The sequence below is a fragment of the Phenylobacterium sp. genome, assembly GCF_036495085.1.
Taxonomy (GTDB): domain Bacteria; phylum Pseudomonadota; class Alphaproteobacteria; order Caulobacterales; family Caulobacteraceae; genus Phenylobacterium.
Map to the genome: position 1 here is coordinate 1 of NZ_DASXNL010000169.1, position 19,695 is coordinate 19,695.

18 protein-coding genes are annotated in these 19,695 nt (G+C 66.2%); 8 read left to right on the plus strand and 10 right to left on the minus strand.

Annotation, left to right across the window (positions count from 1 at the left end; translation table 11 throughout):
* Positions 1–759: transposase (locus VGI62_RS18300; RefSeq protein WP_331505984.1), on the minus strand; the 759-nt coding region annotated here is incomplete at its 3' end.
* Between the two features lie 21 nt (positions 760–780).
* On the opposite strand from VGI62_RS18300, the gene tnpA reads away from it, so the two are divergent.
* Positions 781–1,194, plus strand: a complete 414-nt coding sequence (gene tnpA / locus VGI62_RS18305) for an IS200/IS605 family transposase (protein ID WP_331505985.1) — start codon at positions 781–783, stop codon at positions 1,192–1,194.
* A gap of 89 nt (positions 1,195–1,283) precedes the next feature.
* Here the strand turns inward: tnpA and VGI62_RS18310 are convergent, their stop codons facing one another.
* Positions 1,284–1,664, minus strand: coding sequence for a hypothetical protein (locus tag VGI62_RS18310; RefSeq protein ID WP_331505986.1), 381 nt, complete (start codon positions 1,662–1,664; stop codon positions 1,284–1,286).
* 342 nt (positions 1,665–2,006) lie between these two features.
* Between VGI62_RS18310 and VGI62_RS18315 the strand changes: the two genes are divergently transcribed.
* Positions 2,007–2,300 (plus strand): hypothetical protein, encoded by a 294-nt coding sequence (locus VGI62_RS18315; protein ID WP_331505987.1) that lies wholly within the window; start codon positions 2,007–2,009, stop codon positions 2,298–2,300.
* A 375-nt stretch (positions 2,301–2,675) separates the two neighbouring features.
* Here VGI62_RS18315 and VGI62_RS18320 read toward each other — a convergent pair whose 3' ends face one another.
* Positions 2,676–3,239, minus strand: coding sequence for a TetR/AcrR family transcriptional regulator (locus VGI62_RS18320; protein ID WP_331505988.1), 564 nt, complete (start codon positions 3,237–3,239; stop codon positions 2,676–2,678).
* Positions 3,240–3,329: 90 nt separating this feature from the next.
* Here VGI62_RS18320 and VGI62_RS18325 point away from each other — a divergent pair, with 90 nt between their 5' ends.
* The 5 genes from VGI62_RS18325 to VGI62_RS18345 all read left to right on the plus strand — a co-directional run bounded on the left by VGI62_RS18325 (position 3,330) and on the right by VGI62_RS18345 (position 9,617).
* On the plus strand, positions 3,330–4,376 hold the full coding sequence (locus VGI62_RS18325; protein WP_331506027.1) for an SDR family oxidoreductase: 1,047 nt from the start codon (positions 3,330–3,332) through the stop codon (positions 4,374–4,376).
* A gap of 65 nt (positions 4,377–4,441) precedes the next feature.
* Positions 4,442–5,032, plus strand: coding sequence for a hypothetical protein (locus tag VGI62_RS18330; protein WP_331505989.1), 591 nt, complete (start codon positions 4,442–4,444; stop codon positions 5,030–5,032).
* Between the two features lie 138 nt (positions 5,033–5,170).
* A complete protein-coding gene (locus VGI62_RS18335) occupies positions 5,171–6,781 on the plus strand; it encodes a glycerol-3-phosphate dehydrogenase/oxidase (RefSeq protein ID WP_331505990.1) in 1,611 nt (536 codons plus the stop codon).
* Between the two features lie 3 nt (positions 6,782–6,784).
* Positions 6,785–8,182: an FAD-binding oxidoreductase gene (locus VGI62_RS18340; RefSeq protein ID WP_331505991.1), complete on the plus strand. Its 1,398-nt coding sequence runs from the start codon at positions 6,785–6,787 to the stop codon at positions 8,180–8,182.
* Positions 8,175–9,617, plus strand: a complete 1,443-nt coding sequence (locus VGI62_RS18345; protein ID WP_331505992.1) for an FGGY family carbohydrate kinase — start codon at positions 8,175–8,177, stop codon at positions 9,615–9,617. The genes VGI62_RS18340 and VGI62_RS18345 overlap by 8 nt, the downstream gene beginning before the upstream one ends.
* Before the next feature lie 12 nt (positions 9,618–9,629).
* Here the strand turns inward: VGI62_RS18345 and VGI62_RS18350 are convergent, their stop codons facing one another.
* Both VGI62_RS18350 and VGI62_RS18355 read right to left on the minus strand, forming a co-directional pair.
* Positions 9,630–10,700 carry an LLM class flavin-dependent oxidoreductase gene (locus VGI62_RS18350; protein ID WP_331505993.1) on the minus strand — a complete coding sequence of 357 codons (1,071 nt, stop codon included), beginning with the start codon at positions 10,698–10,700 and terminating at the stop codon, positions 9,630–9,632.
* Positions 10,697–11,608, minus strand: coding sequence for an aldo/keto reductase (locus VGI62_RS18355; RefSeq protein WP_331505994.1), 912 nt, complete (start codon positions 11,606–11,608; stop codon positions 10,697–10,699). Before VGI62_RS18355 ends, VGI62_RS18350 begins: the two co-directional genes overlap by 4 nt.
* Before the next feature lie 39 nt (positions 11,609–11,647).
* On the opposite strand from VGI62_RS18355, the gene VGI62_RS18360 reads away from it, so the two are divergent.
* The gene (locus VGI62_RS18360; protein WP_331505995.1) at positions 11,648–12,730 is read left to right on the plus strand and encodes a Gfo/Idh/MocA family oxidoreductase; all 1,083 of its coding nucleotides are present in this window, start codon (positions 11,648–11,650) and stop codon (positions 12,728–12,730) included.
* Positions 12,731–12,782: 52 nt separating this feature from the next.
* Here the strand turns inward: VGI62_RS18360 and VGI62_RS18365 are convergent, their stop codons facing one another.
* From VGI62_RS18365 to VGI62_RS18385, 5 genes are all read right to left on the minus strand, one after another.
* Complete coding sequence (locus VGI62_RS18365; protein ID WP_331505996.1) at positions 12,783–15,062, minus strand: TonB-dependent receptor; 2,280 nt, start codon at positions 15,060–15,062, stop codon at positions 12,783–12,785.
* A gap of 239 nt (positions 15,063–15,301) precedes the next feature.
* Positions 15,302–16,585, minus strand: a complete 1,284-nt coding sequence (locus VGI62_RS18370; protein ID WP_331505997.1) for an MFS transporter — start codon at positions 16,583–16,585, stop codon at positions 15,302–15,304.
* A complete protein-coding gene (locus VGI62_RS18375) occupies positions 16,578–17,342 on the minus strand; it encodes a phytanoyl-CoA dioxygenase family protein (protein ID WP_331505998.1) in 765 nt (254 codons plus the stop codon). The genes VGI62_RS18370 and VGI62_RS18375 overlap by 8 nt, the downstream gene beginning before the upstream one ends.
* A gap of 494 nt (positions 17,343–17,836) precedes the next feature.
* Entirely contained in the window at positions 17,837–18,289 is a 453-nt protein-coding gene (locus VGI62_RS18380) for a hypothetical protein (RefSeq protein WP_331505999.1), read from the minus strand.
* A 254-nt stretch (positions 18,290–18,543) separates the two neighbouring features.
* Positions 18,544–19,623, minus strand: coding sequence for an AraC family transcriptional regulator (locus VGI62_RS18385; protein WP_331506000.1), 1,080 nt, complete (start codon positions 19,621–19,623; stop codon positions 18,544–18,546).
* Between the last annotated feature and the right edge of the window lie 72 nt (positions 19,624–19,695).

The following is a 19,695-nucleotide window of genomic DNA, read 5'->3' on the forward strand; positions in this document are numbered from 1 at the left end:
GCGGGCGTTGGCCACCCGCTGGTGGATGCGCGCAACGCGCCGCATGGCCTTGCGCCGGTTGGCGCTGCCGCGCTTTTTGCGGGCCAGGTCCCGCTGGGCCCTGCGCAGGGCTCGAAGGGCCTTCTTGCCGTGGTTGGCCGGAGTGATGCTGGTTCCATCGCTGAGGGCGGCGAACACCGCCACACCCAGGTCGATGCCGACAGCCGGGGCGATGGACGGCCGCGGCTCGTCGACTGCAACCTCCCACTGCACGGCGGCGAACCACTGCCCTGCGCGGCAGGAGAGGGTGATGTTGCGGATCGCGCCCGGGACAGCATACCAGCCCCGGATCGCCACCCAGCCGAACCTGGGCAGCTTGATCCGCCCCGTCGACCTGCCGGTGCGCTCGACGCGGAGCGAGACCGGATCGGGAAAGCGGAAGCTGTCGTTCACACCACGCTTGCGTGGACCCGGGTAGGCCGCGCGACCGGTAAAGAAGTTCCGATAGGCCCGGTCGAGGTCGCGCAGCGCCTGCTGCAACGGGTGGATCGGCGCGGCCTTCAGCCAGTCCACCTCTGCGCGCAGGGCCGTAAGTTCGCGGCACTGGCCGGCGAAGCTGATCGCATGGCCGGTGTTGGCCTTATAGGCGCGCCACCAGTCCCGGCGCTGCTCCAGGGCCAGATTGTAGACGAACCGGCAGGCTCCCGCCGTGCGCGCCAGTTCCGCCGCCTGTTCCGGCGTCGGATAGAGCCGATAGGTGTTGGCCTTGCGAAGCAGCACCAGACGAATCTAGATTGGCCTATGGAAGCTGACAATGAATATCGACAGGGAAGACACTGCGTTTTCGCGCTTCATGCGCACTTGGTCTTCGTCGCAAAATATCGTCGGCGGGTGTTCACCGCAACGATCCTGGACGATATGCGCCCGATCTTCGCCAAGGTCTGCGCGGACTTCGAGGCTGAGCTGGTCGAGTTCGACGGCGAGGACGATCACGTCCATCTGCTGGTCCACTATCCGCCGAAAGTTTCGCTCTCCAGCCTGGTGAACAGCCTCAAAGGGGTGTCCAGCCGTCGCTTGCGCCGGATGCATCCTCCGCTCGTGCGGCGATACTGGAACGGCGTTCTCTGGTCCCCAAGCTATTTCGCCGCATCTTGTGGGGGCGCACCACTCGCCATTATCCGCCAATACATCGAGCAGCAGCGCACGCCGGATTGAAGACTTCTTACAGGCGCAGACGCGCCCTGGCCCTATCTCCGGCCTGAACGCCGGAGCTTGTGGGCCGGGTGATATGGGTCAACCAACAACTATAGCGGCGCTGAACCTTTCCGAGTCGCCAGGCGGCGCGCGGCCTTCTGAAGTCGCGCTGGCTCGCCCCGGTGATATTGGGAGAGAGCCGCGTCCAGTACGCAGAAAATGGCTTCAAGCCTGCTGGGGTTGTTATCCGGCTCGAGCCAGATCGGGCACCGGGCGCCCGCAAGCCATGCCGCGAGGCTGAGCTTGGTGCGAAGGACCGACGTGCTGTCGGTCGGGCAAGCCATGATACGACCGGCGGTGATGCGATAACCGCGTACCGCGGCCTCAAGTTCTGCGTCATCCCCTTCGAGGGCGGCGGCGACTCGGTCGGTAGCCGCTTCCAGTTCGGTGGCGAGCGCCTTCCAGACCTTCGTGCGGCGACGGGCGTCCACCCTGACCCGTCGAGACTCGTGAGTTTCGGGGACCAACCAGCCCACGGCGGTGTATCTCGGGCGGGCGTCCAATTCTGGGTCCGGGAGCGGCCGCGTGGCCAGCTTAACTACGTTGTGAGGGAGCGGCTGCGTTCGCCAGCCCTCAGGCTGGCGATAGGGCCCCTTCCGGGTCGTTGGGAAGGCGAGCACGTTTGACGTGCTGGGCTGTTCGACAGCCTGGCGCATTCTCGATCTCCATGCGGTCGAGCTTCGGGTCGGTCCGGAGCGAGGTGATAGCCTTGCGCAGGCCGGCTGTTAGTAACGCAAGTTGACGCACGTCGGGCACGTCGTTACGTAACGGAAATGGTTCTATCCAACGCGGAACGTCAGGCCCTCTACCGCGCGCGGCGCCGGGTGAATTCCGAAGCGCTGGCCCGGCTTCTGACAGGGTGGGCGGAGCAGCGCGAAGGCCTGATGCGCCAGATCGAGGCTCTAGAAAGCAGCCTTCGCACTCGCGCCAACAATGTCGGTGGCACAACAGACGCGCTCGCCCGGGTTCGCGAGCACATCGCCGGCTACGATCGCCTGATTGCGGAGATAACCGCCACCGAAGGGGATCGGAGCGCCGCTGGCGGCGCGGCGTCACCCCTGCCCTAGCCGAACGGCTCCGGGCCGCAGGCGAGCGAGTGGCCATTCCGGATTATCGGCCGATCGTCAGCGGTTTGAATCCTGATGACGTGGCCGACCGGGTCGCTCGCCGTCCTGGCGAAAAGTGCAGATAATGCTCGAAAAACATGTTACTCCAATAACATGGGTACGCTAACTGTTGTCGACTACGCGCTCTTCGCGGCAATGGCGGGCTGCGTCGCCGTGCTCTTCGGCGCCGGAATCGTCTGGCTCTGGCGTCGGTCCTAGGCGTCCCACGGAAGCCACCGCGATTGGCCCAGGCGATCACCAGGCCGCAATGTCGCGATCGCGGCGTTGGGCCGAACTCGAGTCACGGGCGCCTTCGGCCGGTAGCCTTGTCGCAGCTTAACGGCCGCCGGCTTCGGCGAGGTCGAACCAGGCCTCCAGCGACTCTGCGACAAAGTCGGGCAGCCGTCCCTCCCGGAAGAAGCCCCACTGGTTGAACGCGCCCTGCCACTGCGCCTCGATTAGCCGGGCGGCGAGCTCCGGCGCCACCGGCAATGGCTCCAACCGCTCGGCGACCGCCTCTCGCAGCATCTGCCAACGTTCGCGCGCCAGGGCGTTCAGCTCCGGGTCGCGGAAGTCCTCGCGCAGCCATAGCAGTCCGGTGGCCAGTACGTCGGGATCCTGGATGTCGGGAGTCAGCAGCCGGAACAGGTTGATTACCGAAGCGCGTCCGCGCATCCGCGGGGCCTCGGCGATGACGGCTGCGAACTCGCCGTTGTCCTGGGCTAGGGCGCGCAAGATCAGCCCTCGTTTGTCGCCGAACCGCTGCAGCAGCGTCGAAGGCGCGATCCCCACCTCCGCCGCGACGGCCGCCAGCGTGAACTCCGCGGGCCCGTTGCGGAACATCACCCGCAGCGCCCCTGCGAGCACGGCCGCATCGCTGATCCGTCGAGGGCGAGGCATCTTGACTTATTTATGAGTGAATGTTCATTTATAAACAGAATAGAGGGGTTCGTCCAAGCCGCCAAGGCTGCAGTGGAGGATGCCGTGAGCATGACCCCAGAAGGCTTGAGCCTGGCCGGTAAGGTGGCCCTGGTGGCTGGAGCAACCCGGGGCGCCGGACGAGGCATCGCCCGATCGCTTGGTGAGGCCGGAGCCCTTGTCTACTGCACGGGGCGCAGCGCCGCGGGGCATCCCAAGGGCCTGGATCGCCCGGAGACCCTCGACGAGACGGTCGCGTTGATCGAACAGGCCGGCGGTCGCGCCGTCGCGGTGCGTGTAGACCACACCCACGAAGAAGAGGTGGCGAACCTCTCGACCCGGGTACGGGGAGACGCCGGGCGCCTGGACGTGCTCGTCAACTGCATCTGGGGCGCCGATTCCCTGATGGCCTGGGGGCGTCCCTTCTGGGACATCGATCTCGCCAAGGTTCACGCCTATCTCGACCAGACCCTTATCAGCCACATCGTCACCAACCGACATCTGGCTCCGCTGATGGTCGAGGCCGACCACGGCCTGATCGTCGAAGTGATCGACGGCCATTTCGCGGGATATCGCGGGAACATCCTCTACGACCTCGTCAAGGCGTCGCTGGCCCGCCTCGCCTACGGAATGGCCGTTGAGCTGGCGCGAACCGGGGTCACCGCCCTTTCTCTCTCGCCAGGCTTTCTTCGTTCAGAGGCCGTGCTCGACCACTTTGGAGTCCACGAAGAGTCCTGGCCCGAGGCCGTAGCGAAAGACCCCTATTTCGCGGAATCCGAATCTCCTCGACTTGTGGGCCGCGCTGTAGTGGCGTTGACCGCCGATCCCGACGTACGCCGTAAGGCGGGGCTCATTCATTTCGCCTCCGACCTGGCTCGTGAGTACGGCTTCACCGATGTCGATGGCCGCGTGCCGGACTTCCCGAAGATGTTCGACGCAAGAATGCGGGAGATCGCCACGACACCGCCGCTTGACGAACAGGGTCGCCTCCTCGCCTGGGCGCGCTATTTCCAGATTCACCAGGATCCGGCGCGGCGTGAACTCGCCTTGCTGCTTGCCAAGGCGCTCGGCCTTGAGGGCCTGGGCCCCGGCCTTGCGCCGGTGATGACGCACCCATGAGGCGGGAGCGGCAAAGCGGCGCCACCCCCATCGGGCTGGGTTTTCGCGCGGGCCGAGGCGGCAGCGTGGTCATCGGCGTCACCGCTGAGGACGGCGAGCCTTGCGTCGTCATGTCTTCGTTTCTCGCAACGGCGGCGCAAGGAGATCGTCTCTCGCTCGAGCCGTATCACCTCGCCGCCGAAATGAAGCGAGGTCCCAGTGACGGTGTCCCGGCCGGCGCCGCCGCGGCCGTGGCTGAAGGGCGCAAACGGCAATGCCAACTGGCGGCGCAGGGCTTGGGCGACATTGTCCGGAGGCTAGAGGAAGCGAGATACGAGCCTGTCACCGCGGCGCTACTGGTCAATCGCGCCGGCTGGATCACTGATCTGCTGGCGTACAGCCTCTCCGCACCCGAACATCCCGCGGTCGCCGAAGGACTCGCCGTGCGTGAGGCGCTGCGGTTTGCACTCCGTCGAAGCGGTATTCAAGTCGCTGAAATGGACGAGAAGTCTCTCCAGGAGGCTGCGTCGAAGGCGTTGCGGAAACCCTCAGCAGATATCGACAGCGTGTTGCGAGCCTTTCGTGTGACCGCCGGCAGGCCTTGGCGCAAAGAGCAGCAGCTTGCGTGCCTCTCAGCCTGGGTCGCACTCGCGGCGCTACACGCTCGCTGCGGCTAGGTTCGGCGCTCAGGCGGAACCGGTCCAGCACCGGCTCAGGACTCACCCCGCGCCGCCCTGCGCGCGATGAGCATTGGCCCAGAGGCGTGCTTCGTAGAGTGTGTCCGGCGATTTGGACTCAAACAGGTACGGGCAGTTATGGACAGTGGCGCGTTGGACTTCCGCGACCGCAGGCGGGTGCTCGATGGGCTCGACGGGGAGTCGTTCGATCTTATCGTGATCGGCGCGGGAGTGACTGGAGCCGGGGTCGCCCGTGACGCCGCCATGCGCGGTCTGAAGGTTGCGCTCGTGGAAGCCCGCGACTTCGCGTCTGGAACCAGCAGCCGATCCTCAAAGATGATCCATGGAGGCTTGCGCTACATGGCGCAGGGCGACCTGGCCCTGGTCCACGAGGCGGCCTCGGAACGCAAGGCGGTGGAACGGATCGCCCCCCACCTGACCCGCCAGACCCCCTTCGTGATCCCGGCCAAGACACCGGCGGTCACAGCGAAGCTGCGGGCCGGACTGTGGGCGTTCGAGAAGCTTGGGAGCGTACCGAAGGATCGCCGGCACGAGGTCTGGACCCGGCGCGATCTGGAGCTCCGCGAGCCGACGGTCGAGGCCCGCGAATTCTCCGGCGCCGTCGTCTACCCGGAATATCTCACCGAGGACGCCCGCCTGACGCTCGCCAACGTCCGCAGCGCCAAAGCCTATGGCGCGCAGGTGATCAGCTATGCCCCGGTGCGCCGCCTCATCGTCGAGAACGGCAAGGCGGTTGGCGTCGTGCTCAGCGACGCGCTCTCCAGCGAAGACGCCGACCGGGCGCGGCTGTCGGGACGTGTGATCGTCAACGCCGCGGGGCCGTGGGTCGACGCCGTACGGCGGTTGGAGGACGGCGCGGCCAGGACGCAACTCCAGCTGACCAAGGGCGTCCACGTTGTGGTCCCACGTCACCGCCTCCCGGTCTCTCGCACGATCATCATGCCCGCCTCGGATCGCCGAAGCGTGTTCGCCGTGCCGAAGGGAGAGTTCACCTACCTGGGCACCACCGACACCTTCTATCCCGAGAGCGACTACTGGCCTGCCATCGAAGCTGCCGACGTCGACTACCTCCTGGCGGCAGCCCAGGCGCGGTTTGCGACGCCGCCGCTCGGCCACCAGGACATCGTCGCGGCCTGGTCGGGCGTCCGTCCCCTGGTGGCCCAGGAGGGTAAGTCGGCCTCGGACATCTCACGCAAGGACGAGGTCTGGACCGGGCCAGCCGGCGTGCTCTCCATCGCCGGCGGCAAGCTCACGGCCTACCGCAAAATGGCCGAGCGGATCGTGGATATGGTGCAGCAGGCGATTGGCCAGGAGCCGTTGGCTGCTGCCACGGCGCAAACCCCCTTGATCGGCGGCGACCTCGATCCGGCCGTGGTGCTGGCGCGCCTCGAACCCAAGCTGGGCTCGCGCGACGCCGCAGAACGCCTGGTTGGCCTCTACGGCGCCGAAGCGGAGGACCTCGCCGCCGGCGGCGCGGGACCGATCGTCGAAGCCCGCCACGCGGTCTTGTTTGAGGGCGCCGTCACCCTTGAGGACTACTGGGTGCGTCGCAGCGCGCGCGCCTGGTTCGACCACAATGCGGGCCTCGACGCGCTGGGCCCGGCGGCCACGGAGATGGCTGGGCTCCTCGGTTGGTCGCCTCAGGAGACGAATCGTCAGATCGATGCCTGCCGCGCGCTGAACACGGCGAGCCGCGCCGCCCTGCACCCGGTAAAGAACGAGGCCTGATCCATGTCCGCCGCTTACGTGTCGCAGCTCCTGACCGCGCTCGGTCAGGACAAGGTGGCGGTCGACGAGGCCACGCTGAAATCCAGACGCCATGACTACTGGATGGTCAGCCACCTGCGCGATCGCGTCGGTGGAGAAGCCCCGCTCCCCGCCTGCGTCGTGCGGCCGACGACGGTCGCCGAAGTGCGGACCGTCGTGCGCATCGCCACTGCGGCGCGAGCCCCTCTCATCACGTTCGGCCTGGGCAGTGGGGTGGTTGGTGGCGTGCTGACCACGCCCGACGCGATCCTGTTGGACCTCGGCGGGCTAAGCCGCACGCGCTTCATCGACCCGAAAAACCTGCTGGCGAGTTTCGACGCCGGCAAGAACGGCATGGAAGCAGAGCAGGAAACGGCCGCCCAGGGTCTGACGATCGGGCACTGGCCGCAGTCCATCGCGGTGTCGAGCGTCGGCGGCTGGATCGCAACGCGCGCCTCGGGCCAGTTTTCCAGCGCCTATGGCAACATCGAAGACATCGTCTATTCCGTCGAGGCGGTGATGCCCGATGGAGAGCTGGTTACGCTTGGCAAGGGCCCAAGAGCATCGGCGGGGCCGGACCTGCGCCACCTGTTGCTGGGCTCCGAAGGCGCGCTGGGGGTCGTCACCGGCGTCACCCTGTCCCTGCGCCGCGCGGCGCCGGCCCGCGCGCGATCGGCCTTCGCAGCACCGGACATGCGCACCGGCTTCGACTTCCAGCGGGAGATCGTGCAGACCGGCTGGCGGCCGCCGGTCGTGCGCCAATACGACGAGCGCGAGAGCCGCCGACTGCACGAGGCGGCGCGCAACTGCACTGTGATCATGGTCCACGAGGGCCCACAGGAACTGGTGGACGTCGAGAAGGCCGCCGTCGCCCAGATGGCCGCCTCAGCCGGCCTGAGCCCCCTGCCTGAGACCATCGTCGAACACTGGCTGGAGAACCGAAACCATGTCGCGGGCTGGGACCAGCTCCTCAGCCGCAACATCGTGGCCGACACCGTTGAGATCTCCGCCCAATGGGACCGGATCGCCGGGATCTATGACACCGCAACGGCCGCGGTCGGCAAGATGGAAGGCTGCCTCGCTGCCTCGGCTCATAGCTCGCATGTCTACCGAAGCGGGCTCAATCTCTACTTCACCTTCGCGGTCCAGCGCGCGGAGGCCGCGGCGCTTGAAGGCGCGTACTTCGAGGCCTGGCGCCATATCATGGAAGCTACAGTGAAGGGCGGCGGGAGCGTCGCGCACCATCACGGCGTCGGCCGGGTGCGCCGCGACTATCTCGAACAGGAACTCAACCCGGAAGGTTTACGTCTGTTGCGGAGCATCAAGAAGGCGCTGGATCCGACTGGGGTCATGAACCCCGGCGCTCTGCTACCCGATGCCTGAGCTTCTACTGGGTCTCGACGTTGGCACGACGACCCTCACGGCTTGCCTGTTCGCGCCCGGCGGCGAGCGGCTAAGCCAGGCTGCGGCCCCGGTGCGGACGATGACGCCCGCACCGGGACGGGTCGAGCAGGATGCGCAAGGCATCTGGCGCTCGGCCCGCCGGGTGATCCGGCGCGCCCTCACCGGTGCGGGCCGCCACGCCAACGACCTGGCCGCCATCGGCATAACGTCGCAGCGCACCAGTCTCGTGCTCTGGGATCGCGCCACCGGCCAACCCCTGACGCCTCTGGTGGTATGGAGCGACCTGCGCGGCGCAGCGCGGGCGAGCGAGCTGCGGGGAGCCGGCTACGGGATCGTCGCCCAGCAAGCGGCCGCCAAGCTGGAGGAACTCTGGATCGGGGTGGCCGACCGGGCGCAACTGCTCGCCCAACGTCGCCTGGCATGGGGCAACATCGATTCCTTCCTGATCTGGAAGCTAAGCGGCGGCGCGGCCCACGTCACCGACCGCAGCCAGGCATGGCCCACCGGATATCTCGACCTGGGGACCTTCAACTGGAACGCTGCGCTGATCGAACATCAGGGTTTGGACGAGAGTGCGTTCCCCGCGCTCGTGGACACTTGGGGGGAGATGGCGCGCACCGATCCCGCCGTCCTGGGCGCTGCGACACCGATCGCCGCCAACATCGCCGACCAGCAGGCCGCCCTGGTGGGTCAGGATGCCGAAGCGCCCGGCGCCTGCAAGATCACGCTCGGCACCTCGGCGACGGTGGACGTGAGCACCGGCGCCCAGTTCGTCTACGGCGGACCGACCATTCCGCCGTTCATATTGTCGTCGGTTGGCGCAGAGACCCGGTTCTGCATCGAAGGGATGGTCTATTCGGCGGGGTCAGCCCTGGATTGGCTCAGGAGAAGCTTTCGGCTGGGTAGCTTCAGCCGTTTCGAAGCCATCGCCGCGACCACGCCCGACAGCGGTCATGTCGTAATGCTGCCTGCGCTTCAGGGCCTGGGCGCACCCCACGGTGATCTTGGGCGGCGGGGCCTCGTCGGCGGGCTCACCCTGGCCACGGGCCCAGGTGAGATCGCCCGCGCCGGTGTCGAGGGCGTGGCGTTCCGCGTTCGCGAAGTGATCGAGCACATCTACGCTCAGAGTGGCCTCAGCCGGCCGGACGTCCTGCGCGCCGACGGCGGGCTGACCAACAGCGACGTCTTTATGCAGGCCCAGGCGGACATACTTGGCACGCCGGTGGCGCGCCACGTCCTGCGCGAAGCGACCGCCTGTGGGGCCGCCATCTGCGCAGGGCGAGGCGTAGGCCTACTCACGCCATCCGACACCGCCGGCTTCGTGCGCCACGACCGCACGTTCCGGCCGGCGATCAGTGCAGACGAATCGTCGGCTCGGCTGGCCGCCTGGCGTGACCAAGTCTACGGCCCCTAGGTCGGGCGCCTTTCATCCGATCGACAACGGCCCGTGGTGCAGCTTCGGCAGGACATGGCGGGCGAAGAGATCGCATTCGGCCTGGTGCGGGTAACCGGACAGGATGAAGGCCTCAATGCCCAGGGCTTGATAGGCCTGCAGCTTCTTCAGCACCTGGTCTGGATCTCCGACTATGGCGGCGCCGCAGCCGGAGCGCGCGCGCCCTATGCCTGTCCAGAGGTTCTCTTCGGCATATCCGTCATCGGAAGCGGCCTCGCGCAGCTCCGCCTGGCGGCGAACCCCGGCCGACGTCGAATCCAGAGACTTGGCGCGGATTGCCTCGCCCGTGGGCGCGTCGAGCCGTGACAGAAGCCTATCGGCCGCGGCGCGCGCGGCTTCTTCAGTCTCGCGCACCACCACATGGACGCGATAGCCGAATTTCAGCTTGCGGCCGTGTTTCGCCGCGCGCGCCGTCAGGTCACCGACGATCTCCTTCACCGCCTCCATCTTGTCAGGCCACATCAGATAGACATCGCAGCCCTGCGCCGCGGCCTCTCGGGCGTCCTCCGACAGGCCGCCGAAATAGAACGCCGGCGAACGCCCCGAGACGGTGCGGACGCGCGGCGGATCCACCTTGATCTTGTAGAACTCGCCTTCGAAATCGACGGGTTCGCCGTTCAGCTGGGTTCGGAGGAGTTGCATCACCTCGACCGTACGGCGATAGCGCGGCGCGCTGGCCAGCGTCTCTCCGGGCAGGTCGCTGGAGATGATGTTCACGGTCAACCGACCACCCATCATCTGGTCGAGGGTGGCGAGCTGGCGGGCCATCTGCGGGGGCCACATCTCTCCCGTACGGATCGCGGCCAGGATGCGCATCTTCTTCAACATCGGCGCGATGCCGGCGGCGAAGGCCAGGGTGTCGATACCAAGCGCATAGCCGGACGGCAGCAGGATGTTGTCGAACCCGCTCTTCTCCGCCGTCAGCGCAATATTGCGGCAATGCTCCCAGCTCGACTGGAGCAGCGGGTCCGGAACCCCCAGGAACTCATAATCGTCGTCGCAGAGCGCGGAGAACCAGGAAACTTCGCAAGGCAGGGTATTCACGGCAGCGGAACTCCTCGAGCTGCGATCAGGACGGCGTACCATTCGGGCCGGGTGAAAGTGACGCTCAGCGCCTCAGCAGCCTCGGCGATGCGCGCGAGTTGCTGGGAGCCTACAATGGGGATGGCGCGGCTCGGATGCTGCCGGATCCAGGCGTAGGCGGCGACCGTACGGGAGACGCCCTTGGCCCTGGCGAAGGCGTCCAATGCGTCGCGGACCGCACGAACACGAGGGTCCGCCGTTTCGCCGTCGCCTAGTCGGCCCTGCGCCAGCGGCGACCAGGCCAACACGCCCATGCCGGTGGCTAGCGCCTGGTCGAGGGTCCCGTCCGTCAGCGGGTCAATCGTCAGCGCAGAGAACTCGATCTGGATGCAGGCCAGCGGGAACGGCAGATGCGCCTGAAGGGCCGCCGTCTGGGCAGCGGTGTAGTTAGAGACGCCGACCTCGCCGATCTTGCCGGCTTTGCGCAGGCCCGCGAGGGCCTCGGCGACCTCAGCCGGGTGGGCCAGGCTGTCAGGGCGATGGATCTGCCAAAGGTCGATCCGCTCGACATTCATCCGCCGGAGCGAGGCCTCGACTGCGCCAGCCAGGTAAGCGGGACTGGAATCATAGGGCGTGCCCATGACGATCCCGCCCTTGCTCGCCAGTACGAACCGCTCGCGTAGCGATGGCTGGGCTTTCAGAACCTGACCCAGCAGGGCTTCGGCCGCGCCGAACGGCTCGTTGTTGTCGGGTCCGTAGATGTCGGCGGTGTCCAGCAGCGTCATGCCCGCCGCCAGCGCCGCCTCGACCCGGGCCTGCGCCGCCACAACGTCCTCGCCACGGAAGCGCCACATCCCCCAGGCCAGCGGCGAGACCTTTATGCCGGTCTTGCCCAGCGGGAAGGGTTCATTCAACAAGGCCACAGTCATTGGGCGCACCACGCATCGTTTCGGAAAAGGGCAATTGGCATGAAAAACAGCGTCCGGGTTGGGATTGTCGGCTCAGGAATGATGGGCCGAGAGCACATCCGCAACCTCCTGCTGTTTCCCCAGGTCCAGATCGCAGCCCTGGCCGATCCGACCCCTGCGTCGCTGGAGTCCGCGGCCCGTGAAGCGAAAGGCCGGGCTCCGGAAATCTTCGAAAATCCTCAGACCATGCTCGCCGCGGGCGGCTTGGACGCCGTGATCGTCGCGTCGCCGAACTTCACCCATCGCCAGGTGCTCGAGCCGCTGTTCGAGGCCGGGGTCAACATCCTGTGCGAGAAACCGCTCTGCACCACCGTCGAAGACGCGCGCTGGGCGGTTGAGAAAGCAGCCGCGAGCAAGGCGGTCTTCTGGACCGGCATGGAATACCGCTTCATGCCCCCGGCCGCGGCCTTCATCGATCAGGTCAAGGAAGGGCGCGTCGGACGCCTGGTCATGCTCTCGATCCGCGAGCACCGCTTCCCGTTCCTCGTGAAAGTGGGCGACTGGAACCGTTTCAGCCGCAACACCGGCGGCACCATGGTCGAAAAGTGCTGTCACTTCTTCGACCTCATGCGCCTGATCGTCGGCGAAGAGCCGGTGCGCGTCTTCTGTTCGGGCGCGATGGACGTCAACCACCTGGACGAGCGCTACGGCGGCGAGACGCCAGACATCATCGACAACAGCTACACCGTCGTGGACTTCGCCGGCGGCCAGCGGGCCATGCTCGACCTCAACATGTTCGCAGAGGGCGCCAGGAACCAGGAAGAGCTGGCCGCGGTGGGTGACAAAGCGCGACTCGAAGCCTTGATCCCCGACGGCGACCTCGTGTTCTCCCCAAGGGTCGGATTCCGCAAGCCGAAGCAGGTGCAGACCACCCACATCGATGTCGATCAGGCCGCGTTGGACGCGGGGTCCCACCATGGAGCCACCTACTATCAGCTGGAAGCCTTCCTCAAAGCGGTGGCCGGCGACGGACCGGTGCAGGTGACCGCCGAAGACGGCCTGCGCGCCGTCGCAATGGGCGCAGCCGCCGAGCTCAGCGCGCGGGAAAAGCGCGTCGTCCACATGTCGGAGTTCGGGCTCTAAAGGCCAGCCCGAGGAACCACCGGCCGTATCGCCGGAGGTTCCTCGGGATTTTCTAGAAGTCTTTGCGCAGGGTCGCGCCCCAATAGCGGTCGTCGTCGCGCGGCACGAAGCGGGCGACCCCGGCGACCGAGCCGTAGGCGATATAGGGCGAGTAGTGCTGGTTGGTGATGTTCTTCACGACACCGCGCAGCTGCCAGCCGTTGTTCGCCCCCAGCAGTGCGACGCCGGCGTTCCAGATTCCGTAGGCGGGCTGGATCGTGTCCGGGGTCTCTGAAAGGGAGTACTGCGTCTTGTCCTTCCAGGTGTAGTCGGTGGAGAACTGGAGGTCCCAGTCGCTGGTCAGACGGGTGGTGTAGTTGGCGTCCGCGTGGACCTTGAGCTTCGGAGCGAACGGCAGCGGCTGGCCGTTGATGTTGCAGCTTACCGGTGAGCCGACCGGGCAGGTGAAGTCATCGACCTTGGCATCGGTCCGCGCGAAGGAGAGATCCAGGTCCAGGCCGTCGATGGGCCGCGCACTGAAGTCGCCTTCAATGCCCTTTGAAGAGACCTTACCGGCGTTGATCAGGCGCGTGACGAGGCCGCCGGCGACGGTGTCGGTGAAGTTCGCCTGGTAGTTATCGAACTTGGTGTCGAAGATCGCCAGCGCGCCGGACAGCTTGCCGCTCAGCAGGCTGCCCTTGATGCCGACTTCGGCCGAGTTGGACGTCTCGGGCTGGAGCGCGATCTCGTCGATCGCCTGCATGTTGAAGAAGACGTTGTAGGCCGGGCCCTTATATCCACGGGAATAGGTCGCATAGATCATCGAGTGATCGTTGAGATCGTATTGCAGGCCCGCGCGGCCGCTCCAGTTGTCGTCGGTGGTGGACCCCTCGCTCGAGTGGAACGGCCGGATGCCGGTCAGAGCCACCGCGGTCGAGGCGACCCGGGTATGGTAGTAGGACAACTCATCGCGGATCGCGCGCGCGCCCAGAATGGCGCGGAACGCCGGGGTGATGTTGAAGTTGCCCTCCCCGTAGAGCGCCATGTTGGTCGACTTGATCCCGTAGTCGGCGAGCCCAAAGTCGGAGACTGGGGCGGCTCCGACCAGGCGAATAAGGTCGCGGCGGTATACTTCGTCGGTGACCTCCCGGAGATAGTAGGCGCCGGCTACGTAATCGAAGAAGCCGCCCTTAGGCGAGGTGATCCGGAATTCCTGGGATGTCTGGTTGGAGTCCACCAAACCATCGTCGCGGACGTCAGGAAAGGCGGCGGTCACCACCGGCAGATTGTCGAAGTCCGGGACCTGGTGGTTCTTCCAGATCCGGTAGCCGGTGATCGAGGTCAGCACAAATTCACCCAGCTTGTAGTCGGCCTGCAGATTGGCGCCGTAGTTGCGGTCCTTCACTGTCGAACCGATGTTCGCCACCGATGACTTGTTGTCGGCGCCGGGGGTGACGCCATAGCTCGCCAACAGGGTCGCGAGCGCGGGGTTGGGCGTCACGACGTTGGTCGGATAGGCCACCCGGTTGGTCGAGGAGAAGACGCCATTGGGCGCGCTTTCCTTACCGTCGGCGTAGTCGGCCCCGAAATTCAGGGTCAGCTCGTCGGTTGGGGTCGCCTCCAACCGCATCCGCACGCCGTGGTGCGTGTAGCCGTTGATCTTGGAGTTACGCAGGACGTCGTCGACGTTGCCGCCGTAGCTGGCGGTGACCGCCGAGATCAAGCCGTTGAGCTTGCCGGCGATCAGGGGCCCTGAGACGGAAGCCTTGAGGCGGGTCTCGTCGCCTTCGTAGTAGGAAGCGTCCACATAACCATGGAGGTCGGCGGTCGGGCCTTTGGTGATGATGTTGACCACCCCGGCCGAGGCGTTCTTGCCGAACAGAGTGCCCTGCGGTCCGCGCAGCACCTCGATGCGCTCCAGGTCCAACAGGTCGAGGGTCGACTGGCCCGGACGGCTGAGCACGATGCCATCAATGACAGTGGAGACAGATGGCTCGACGCCAGGCGAAGTCGTGATGGTACCAACACCGCGGACGAACACCGTGCGGTCTTTGTTGGAGGCGCCGGTGCGGAAATCAACCGTCGGCACCGACTGGGCGATGTCCTGCAGGTTGTTAAGGTTCTTGCGCGCGAGCTGATCGCCGTTAAGCGCGCTGATCGCGATCGGAACGGTGTTCAGCGACTCTTCGCGGAAGCGGGCGGTGACGGTCAGTTCCTCGACCGTCGAGTTGGCGGCGCCGGCCTCGGCGGCGACGGCTTGGCCGGCCCCGATGACTGCAGCGCCAGCCAGAAGAGCTCTTAGCCATGCTTGTCGGCGGCGGACCGAATTCGTCCGAGATGGGTCGGTATGCACTCACTATCCCCTTCGTTTTGTTCGCCCGCGGCCCCTCGAAGGGTTCGCCACGATCCCGGCGCAAGGCCGGGGCCTGGAAGGATCACTTCCAGTGCGCGCTTCGTGTTATCGAGGTTGCAGCGGCTGGGCCGCCTTCCCTCCCCCAGTTCGTCCAGCCCGCTTCTTTCCGGTGGTCGTGGACTCAAGGGCCATCTTACGCAGACTGGCCTACGTCGCAATGCATCGATATGCAGCGTTTCTCAAAGCGATACGAGCTCCACTTCAGGCAGTGGCTGAAGCTTCGGCACCCAGGCGTGCAGCCAAGCCAGGCCGAGGAGATACGAGACTGAGGCGATGGCCAGCAACGGCGCGTAGCCCAGGCCCGCGGTCAGGATCTGTCCCGCAAGGAAGACGATGCCCATGCCGGCCAGGTTTCCGCAGAGGGCTCCGAAGGCGGTGACCGAACCGATCCGCGAACGCGGCGTGATGTCGGCGATGGTCGAAAAAATGCTGATCGAGAAGCCCTGATGGCCCCCAAGCGTGACAGCCAGCAGCCCTGCGGCAATCCAAAGGTTGTGCGTATAGAGCGCCAGGGGAACGGTCGTGACCATCAGGGCGCAGACCAGCATCACCCCTTTGCGCGTGGCGTTGACGCTTACGCCGCGCGCCAGCAGGCGTGAAGCAGCCCAGCCGGCTGCGACCGAGCCAAGAGCCGAGCCGAGATAGGCGACGGCGAGCGGAGGACCGAGATGAGCTGCCGATATGCCGAACACCCTATGGAAGAAGTCCGGCGCCCAGAACAGCAGCAGCCACCAGACCTGGTCGGACAACACCTTGGCGCCGGCGATGCCCCATGTACGGCGATCGGCTAGCAAGACCTTGAGGCCGCCCAGCGTGCCCGGCGATGCTTCCGTGGGCGCGGGCCTGGCGAAGGCGACACCACGAGTGACGCCGATCCACAACGCGACCCAGACGAACCCGAGCGCGCCGACCAAAATGAAGGAGCCTCGCCAACCCACGCTCACGGCGAGGAGCGGCAGGACCAGCGGCGCGGCGATGGCGCCGATGGACGAAGCGCCGTTGGAAACGCCGAACGCCAGGGACCTGGTGCGCGCGCTGAAGACGCTGCCCAGCGTCTTGACGAATGCCGGGGTTCCCATGGACTCAGTCGCGCCCAGCGCGATCCGCGCTGCGGAGAACTGGCCCATGGTCATCGCCCAGCCATGGACCATGGCCGCCAGGCTCCACGCCGCCACGCCGGCCGGCGTCGCCCACTTCACCCCGAGCCGGTCGACGATCCAGCCGACGCCAATGTAAGCCAGGGCCGCCGACAACTGGAACAGCGAGGCGAGCTTTCCGTAGTCGGCGTCGCTCCAGCCCATGTCCACTTCGATCAGGGGCTTAAGGACGGAGATCAACTGGCGGTCGACGAGGTTGAGTATGCCGGCGGTGATCACCAGTCCGAGCAGCCACCATCGGCGGCGCTCAGCTTGGACATCCTTTGACGCGAGAGCCTCCTGCGCGGGGACGACACTTTCAGCCACGGGTTACCTGTTTGCCATCGAGAAGAAGTGGCACGGCATTGCGGCGCAGCCGCCGGGTGCCGGGATTGAGCATCACCTCGGGCGTATATTGCGCGAGGTAGACGCGGCGCATGTTAGGTGTGCGGTTGGCGCCGGTGGCGTGCAGCAGGTGGCTCGAGAAGGCGACAATGCTGCCGGCCGGGACCTCCACGGCGACGCCTGTTTCATCGCCCTTCCAGCCCACCAGATCGTTGGTCCCCGGCTGGCGCTCGTGCGGCAGGATCCAGTCGCGGGCCAGCGGCGTCTGCGAAAAAGGCAGCACCCTTACGGTCCCGTTCTCCACCGTGACGTCGTCAAGCGGGCACCAGCAGGTGAGATAGGGCGCGTGATCCACCGGCCCGCCGTTCCCGACCACGTATCCGCTGTCCTGGTGCCAGCCGAACGGCAGGCCGCCCTCGGGCCCCTTCACGACGTACTGGTCGAAGAAGAAGTAGGCATCATCGCCTATTGTGGCCCGGCAGATATCCGCCATGGTTTCGCTGAACAGCATCCTGCGCAGCGCGGGGGCCTCGCGCTGGCATTCGTTGGCGAAGTACCGCTTGCCGCGGTGGCTGATGCCCATTGAATCGACGCCGGCCGCGTCCATGCGGGCGTCCTCGCGGGCCACGAAGGCCGCGCACTGCTCGCGCAGCAAGTCGAGCAGTTCGCCCTCCAGCGCACGCTCGAACACGGCATAGCCCTCGCTTGCGAATTGCTCGCGCTGCGGCCCGTAGCCCATTTCAGTCCTCATGTTGGCGGCACGACGATTCGCAGAACCGCCCCTTCTGAAGTTCGTGGCAGCCTCCTGCCCGCAGGTCCATAGGCTCATCATCTCGATCTCGAAGACGGCGCGACGGCGCTATCCCAGAACCGGCGGCTTACGATCTGTGGGGTAAGGCGAGGAAGCTCGGCGGGCCCGGCTGGATCGCAAGCGATCCGTCACAGGAGGCCCGATTGGTGCATGGCGAGAAGAGATATCAGCCTCGCCAGACGCGGATTGGCGGTCTGCCCCCCGGGGGCTGTCCCCGGGGACTTCTCGACTGTCTTCGCCTGGACCAGGCGCCATGCGCCGCAGATTCAGCGCCGACACCCTCACCGCACAGCCACTCTGTCCTGCGTCCAGATTGGCTTCAAGGGCGACGTCTTACCTAAGGCATGGCCGCCGGCCTTGGACTGAACCAGCCGCGTCGGTAGGATCGGCCGCCCGCCAGATCGCGCGGCGGCCGCCAACCGCTATTTGGTGAAACGCACTTCCCGAGCCGTCGTGCTGCCGCGGTTGGTCCGCAAGGAATCCCGTGCGGCGAACGCCTGATTGCTCTTCACGACAGTGCCGAACGCGGCGGCGCTGGTCGCATCGCTCTCGGCGAGAGGACGATCGAACGCCGCCATGTTCTTGTACTCGATCATCAGGAGGACATCCGGCTCGTGATCCCGCGGGGAATCGACCGCCAGCACCTTGTAGTCGAGCACGTAGCCGGCCTTCTTTTCGGCCTCGTTGACCTGGCGCCACTTGCCGGCGAGGTAGGCCATGTAATCGTCGAACATGCCGGGCTTGGTCTCAACCCGGCTGATCACCCAGACCGGGCCGTTGTCGTAGACACGCTCTGCGGTCTGCGCCTGGGCCAGGCCTGCGCCCGCGATCGACAAGGCCATCGCCGCGGCTGCGGCGCAAAGAAATGATTTCATGACGTGGTTTCCCCGGTGGGTCGGCCCCGCTCGCATGAGCAACCAACCCCCCGTTCACTGAACGTCGTTGGATAAAATTTGGCAAGGGTCGCATCGGGCCAGGGCAGCGCGTTCGCCATAGCCTGCAGCCCTGAAGGCCACCGGCCGGTTCCATGTCCGATCCGGGCGTCGCGAAGCAGGAGGTTGCAATTGCCAGCCTCAACCGGCCGGTTCGAGATCGGTCTCGAGCCGGAGGGTCGCTGCAATCCTTATATTCATTGCGGACTACTACGCTCAGGCGACACAGGACGCGCCTGGCGGCCTCCCCGATTGAGGGCGGGGCTCGGCGGCGCGGCCGCCGAGCGTGCGGCGCGCCACCGGCTTGGCGACATGCCGAATTCGGCGGCGAACCAGCGATTGAACGAGCTTTGCCGAACGTAGCCAACGAGGCCCGCGATGCGGGCCAGCGGCAGGCCCTCGTTCGACACGTAGCGGACCGTAAGGTCGCGGCGGATCCGGTTGAGCAGGTCGGAGAAATCGGCGCCTTCGGCGGCGAGCCGTCGCTGGAGCGTACGCTCATTGAGGCCCAGACTGGCCGCCACCCTGCCGATCGAGGCCTCGCCGACCGGCATCAGGAGATAGATCGCCTTCTGCGCCTCTTGGGCCAGCGATTGGCGATCGGCGTTCGGCAGCGTCTGGACGTAGCGCTCCGCATGTCGCGCAAGGATCGGGTCGGCCGTGGGATTGGGCGCATCCATGTCCGCGCGACTGCAGGTCAGGCCGTTGAAGTCGCTGCCGAACTCGCAGATGGGTCCGAAGACGCGTCGATGGATGGCAAGGTCTGAAGGCGGAGCGTGGTTGAAGTTCACGCTCTGCGCCCGCCACCTCGGTCCCAGGACCGCGCGGAACAGGCGGTAGATGACCCCTATCGCCAACTCATAGGCCTGCCGCGTGTCATGCCTCCCGCTCACGAGCAGCTCCTCGCGCACAACCACGACGTCGCCATGCTCTTCGACCGCCACGACGAGCGACGGGTTCAAGAGCTGCCGGTATTGGACCACCGTCATCAGCGCGTCGCGCATTGTCGCCTGGTGCGTGATCAGCAAACTCACCGCGCCGAAGTCGGCGAGTTGCCGCGACTCCGCCATCCTCAGGCCGAAGGTCTCACAGCCTGAAGCCTGAGCCGAAGCCTCCAGCAATTCCACGACGCTGTCGGCCGAAATCTGCAGATCCGGGTCGTCAAGCGCGCGCCGGTCGATGCCGATGCGGCGCACCATCGCGTTGCCATCCAGGCCGACCTGTGTGGCGACCTCACCATAGTTCGAGAGCGTGGCTGCGCGGACGAACGGCGTCATGCGTCACCTCGGAAGTGGCTGTCGTGAAATGAAAATGGCCTGTCGTCAAATGAAAAACCGACGTTGCGTCAA

Coding starts and splice junctions, on each gene's coding strand:
- tnpA (WP_331505985.1), top strand. CDS start 781: ATGGAAGCTGACAATGAATATCGACAGGGAAGACACTGCGTTTTCGCG.
- VGI62_RS18315 (WP_331505987.1), top strand. CDS start 2,007: ATGGTTCTATCCAACGCGGAACGTCAGGCCCTCTACCGCGCGCGGCGC.
- VGI62_RS18320 (WP_331505988.1), bottom strand. CDS start 3,239: ATGCCTCGCCCTCGACGGATCAGCGATGCGGCCGTGCTCGCAGGGGCG.
- VGI62_RS18325 (WP_331506027.1), top strand. CDS start 3,330: ATGACCCCAGAAGGCTTGAGCCTGGCCGGTAAGGTGGCCCTGGTGGCT.
- VGI62_RS18335 (WP_331505990.1), top strand. CDS start 5,171: ATGGACAGTGGCGCGTTGGACTTCCGCGACCGCAGGCGGGTGCTCGAT.
- VGI62_RS18340 (WP_331505991.1), top strand. CDS start 6,785: ATGTCCGCCGCTTACGTGTCGCAGCTCCTGACCGCGCTCGGTCAGGAC.
- VGI62_RS18345 (WP_331505992.1), top strand. CDS start 8,175: ATGCCTGAGCTTCTACTGGGTCTCGACGTTGGCACGACGACCCTCACG.
- VGI62_RS18355 (WP_331505994.1), bottom strand. CDS start 11,608: ATGACTGTGGCCTTGTTGAATGAACCCTTCCCGCTGGGCAAGACCGGC.
- VGI62_RS18360 (WP_331505995.1), top strand. CDS start 11,648: ATGAAAAACAGCGTCCGGGTTGGGATTGTCGGCTCAGGAATGATGGGC.
- VGI62_RS18375 (WP_331505998.1), bottom strand. CDS start 17,342: ATGGGCTACGGGCCGCAGCGCGAGCAATTCGCAAGCGAGGGCTATGCC.
- VGI62_RS18380 (WP_331505999.1), bottom strand. CDS start 18,289: ATGAAATCATTTCTTTGCGCCGCAGCCGCGGCGATGGCCTTGTCGATC.
- VGI62_RS18385 (WP_331506000.1), bottom strand. CDS start 19,623: ATGACGCCGTTCGTCCGCGCAGCCACGCTCTCGAACTATGGTGAGGTC.